This is a genomic window from Sphingomonas sp. CCH9-F2, from assembly GCF_001556735.1.
Classification (GTDB): Bacteria; Pseudomonadota; Alphaproteobacteria; order Sphingomonadales; family Sphingomonadaceae; genus Sphingomonas; species Sphingomonas ginsenosidimutans.
Map to the genome: position 1 here is coordinate 1 of NZ_LSJO01000437.1, position 3,456 is coordinate 3,456.

A 3,456-nucleotide genomic window follows, 5' to 3' on the forward strand; every position below is an offset into this window, starting at 1 on the left:
CCGGTCTTTCGATCGGAAGCCCCGCCGTCGCCAGCTTCAGGCGGCGTCAACCATCACGATCTCGGCATCCTCGATCGCGGTGACGGTCAGCGTGTCGACGTCGCTGATCGCGGCGCCGTCACGGGTGCCGACACGCACCCCCTCGATATCGACCGAACCCGTGGCGGGGACCAGATACGCCTTGCGATCGCGGCCCAGCGGATAGCTGGCGGTTTCGCCGGCGCGGATCGTCGCGCCCAGCACGCGCGCGTCGGTGCGGATCGGCAACGCGTCGCGATCGTCGTCATAACCGCTGGCAAGCGTCACGAACTGGCCCGAGCGATCGCCTTTCGGAAACGGCTTGGCGCCCCATTGCGGCGCGTCGCCGGTGCGGGTCGGGACGATCCAGATTTGGAAGATGCGGGTCGTCACATCCTCCATATTATATTCCGAATGGCGGATGCCGGTGCCCGCGCTCATCACCTGCACATCGCCCGCCTCGGTCCGGCCGGAATTGCCCAGGCTGTCCTGATGCGTGATCGCGCCTTCGCGGACATAGGTGATGATTTCCATGTCGTTGTGCGGATGCGGGGGAAAGCCGGTCCTGGGCGCGATCGTATCGTCGTTCCACACGCGCAGATTGCCCCAATGGACGCGCGCGGGATCGTGATAGCCGGCGAAGGAGAAATGATGCTTCGCGTCCAGCCAGCCATGGTTGGCACCGCCAAGCGTGTCGAAAGGACGAAGGTCGATCATGGAGTGTCTCCGCTGTCCGGCGATGGCGCCGGATCACGCAGAGCCATGTAGGTGGTACGCGATCGTTTCGTCAGAGGGCAGTTGGCAAACGGATCGTTGCCGTTTTTGCTATGATCGCGCGATCAGCGGCGCGGTTGCCGCGTGGCGTGCGCGGCGCTGATGCTGTCCATCATGAGTTCGTACTGACCGTGCGAATAGCCGGCCCGCAGGAAGCGCGCGACCTCATGCGAGGGCACGGAATAGCCGTGATGCCAGCCGAGCACCGCGATGCGGCGCAGTGCCTCCAGCCGATCGTCGGCGAGCATCCGGTTGTACTGGCGGAACAGCACGCGCATCGCGGTGGTCATCCGCCCGGGCGCGCGCAGCGAGGACAGCCGGTCGTTGCGGGCGAGCGCGACGACCGACCATTCGAGCGCGCCCAGCCGGGGCGCGGGTTCGGCCGGGGAAAGCAGATCGGCGGCCGGGAGCGGGGCCGGCGCGGTGCGCGCTGCGGCGGAGGCATTGATCGGATCGAAGCAGAGATAGGCCATGCGGGTGGTTCCTGGCGATGGCCGTGCGGGCGTCCCTGCGCGATGGGCACGCGCCGGGCGGGTTCGGCCGGGGTCGACGGATAGTGAGGGGCGCGGCCGTTCGGCAGCGCGATGCGCGGCGTCAGGAAGGGCCGGTGTCCGGCGGGTTCATCGCGATCCCCTTTCGATCGGGCGGGTGCCGGGGTTGGTCGGGCCCCGTTCCATACCGTTCGGTATAAAAACCGTCCGGCAGGTCGTCAATCGCTTTTGTACCGGTCGGTAAAAAAATTCCGCGTCAGCGCCCCGGCCACAGCATCAGACTGGTGTCGACGACCTTGTCCAGATCGGCGCGCGAGGTGCCGGCGCCCGCCTGTACCGCCATCCCCTGCAACACGGTGTAAAGGAACTGCGCCAGAGCCAGCGGGTCGGCATGATCGGGCAGGTCGCCATCGCGCTGCGCGCGGCGGAACCGCTCCACCAGCGCGGCGTGCGAGGATTCGCGGCGCGCCAGCACATGGGTGCGGATCGAATCGGCGGCGTTGCTGCACGCCGCGGCGCCGATCACGCCCAGGCACCCCTTGGGATCCCCGGCGCTGGTCTGCGCCGCGACCGCGCCGCGCAGGAGATATTCGGCGACCGCGCGGGCGGTCGGCTGCTCCAGCGCGTCGCGGATATAGGCGAGCTTTTCGGTTTCGTAGAGGTCGAGCGCCTTGTGGAACAATTGTTCCTTGTTGCCGAAGGCGGCGTACAAGCTGGGCTTGGTGATGCCCATCGCGGCGGTAAGGTCCGCCATCGACGCGCCTTCATAGCCGCGGGTCCAGAATACGCCGAGCGCGGCAGCGAGCGCGGCGTCGGGGCAGAAGCCGCGCGGACGGCCTCGCGGAGAGGCGGGCGCAGAGGCGGACGGCGCGGCGGCGGATTCCGGGGCAAGGACGGGGGCTGCGCTTTCCATAACGCCTGGTATATAATGCGACGTGCCGATGCCGTCGAGGGGCGGGCCGTCAGGCAGCGGCGGCGTCGTCCTTCCCCAGCAGCCACGCCTCCGCACTCTCCGGGCACTGGAAATAGCCGGCGTCGCGGCTGCTGGCGGCGCGCTTGATCTGCATTCGCGACAGCGACCGACCGACCACGAACGCCAGCCGCCGCGATCGCATCGGCGAATTCGCCAGCACCTGTTCGAAGCGTTCGACCGCCTGCTGCGACTGGATGTCCATCGCGCGGATATCGACCATCGTCAGATGCTCGCCCGGTGGGCGACCCAGGTTCGCAAGCTGTTCCATGAGGTCGGCGGCGAAGCGCGTGACGTCGACCGGCTCGAAGAATCCCGCCATCCTGACGCGCATCAGGCCGTGCGCGGTGTCGGGATCGAAAGAATATTCGGCTTTCATGGTAATGGTCTAGGGGCGTCATCGTTACCGAACGGTCAATCGCGACCTACGACTTTCGGCGTAGCGCGCGCTTGCATTGGCCCGCCACACCCCCGAGGTTAAGACGCGACGATGGCCGACACGATTTCCCACCCGGCGCCGCTGGAGCGGCAGTTGTGCTTCGCGCTGTACAGCGCGTCGATGGAGATGGGGCGGGTGTACAAGCCCATGCTGGATGCGCTGGGGCTGACCTATCCGCAATATCTGGTGTTGCAGGTGCTGTGGGAGGAGGACGGGCGCACAATCGGCGCGGTGGCGGCGCGTCTGGCGCTGGAGCCGAGCACGATCACGCCGCTGGTCAAGCGGCTGGAGGCGGGGGGCGTGGTGACGCGCACGCGCGACGCGCAGGACGAGCGGCAGGTGCGGGTGCACCTGACCGGGCGCGGCCGTGCGCTGCGCGAGGAGAGCGAACCGATGGCGCGGCGCGTGTTCGCCAGCACCGGATTGACGCTGGAGGCGGTGATCGCGCTGACCGACGAGGTGCGCGCGCTGCGCCGGACGCTTGCGGGGGCGGGGGCGGGCGCAGCGGCCTGACGCGCCGACGCTATTGCGTCTGCACCTCCGCGTCGGTCATCAGATCGTCGCCGTCGAGCCAGCGGATGATCTCGCGTGCGGCGGGGTGGTCGATCGCGGCGTAGCGATCGCGCAGCTTCGCCGCGCGGGTGCCAAGGCGTTCGTGGCCGGTATCTTGCAGCGCGATCAGATCCTGTTGCAGCATGTGCGCGAACGGCTGCCCCAGCAGGCGCTCCGCCGCGGCGGCGAAGGCGGCGCCATAGGCATAGTCG

General features: G+C 68.3%; 5 protein-coding genes and 1 pseudogene. 1 reads left to right on the forward strand and 5 read right to left on the reverse strand.

Annotated elements, in window-relative coordinates; translation table 11 throughout:
* Positions 1–36 precede the first annotated feature (36 nt).
* The 4 genes from AX685_RS12230 to AX685_RS12245 all read right to left on the reverse strand — a co-directional run bounded on the left by AX685_RS12230 (position 37) and on the right by AX685_RS12245 (position 2,632).
* Positions 37–735 carry a pirin family protein gene (locus AX685_RS12230; RefSeq protein ID WP_066489075.1) on the reverse strand — a complete coding sequence of 233 codons (699 nt, stop codon included), beginning with the start codon at positions 733–735 and terminating at the stop codon, positions 37–39.
* 122 nt (positions 736–857) lie between these two features.
* Entirely contained in the window at positions 858–1,265 is a 408-nt protein-coding gene (locus AX685_RS12235) for a hypothetical protein (protein WP_066489077.1), read from the reverse strand.
* A 274-nt stretch (positions 1,266–1,539) separates the two neighbouring features.
* Positions 1,540–2,196 carry a TetR/AcrR family transcriptional regulator gene (locus tag AX685_RS12240; RefSeq protein ID WP_066489079.1) on the reverse strand — a complete coding sequence of 219 codons (657 nt, stop codon included), beginning with the start codon at positions 2,194–2,196 and terminating at the stop codon, positions 1,540–1,542.
* Positions 2,197–2,245: 49 nt separating this feature from the next.
* Positions 2,246–2,632 carry a hypothetical protein gene (locus AX685_RS12245; RefSeq protein WP_066489081.1) on the reverse strand — a complete coding sequence of 129 codons (387 nt, stop codon included), beginning with the start codon at positions 2,630–2,632 and terminating at the stop codon, positions 2,246–2,248.
* A gap of 111 nt (positions 2,633–2,743) precedes the next feature.
* Between AX685_RS12245 and AX685_RS12250 the strand changes: the two genes are divergently transcribed.
* The gene (locus AX685_RS12250; RefSeq protein WP_066489084.1) at positions 2,744–3,205 is read left to right on the forward strand and encodes a MarR family winged helix-turn-helix transcriptional regulator; all 462 of its coding nucleotides are present in this window, start codon (positions 2,744–2,746) and stop codon (positions 3,203–3,205) included.
* A gap of 10 nt (positions 3,206–3,215) precedes the next feature.
* On the opposite strand, the pseudogene AX685_RS22610 reads toward AX685_RS12250, so the two are convergent.
* A pseudogene (locus AX685_RS22610) lies at positions 3,216–3,456 on the reverse strand (beta-N-acetylglucosaminidase domain-containing protein); the annotation flags it as partial.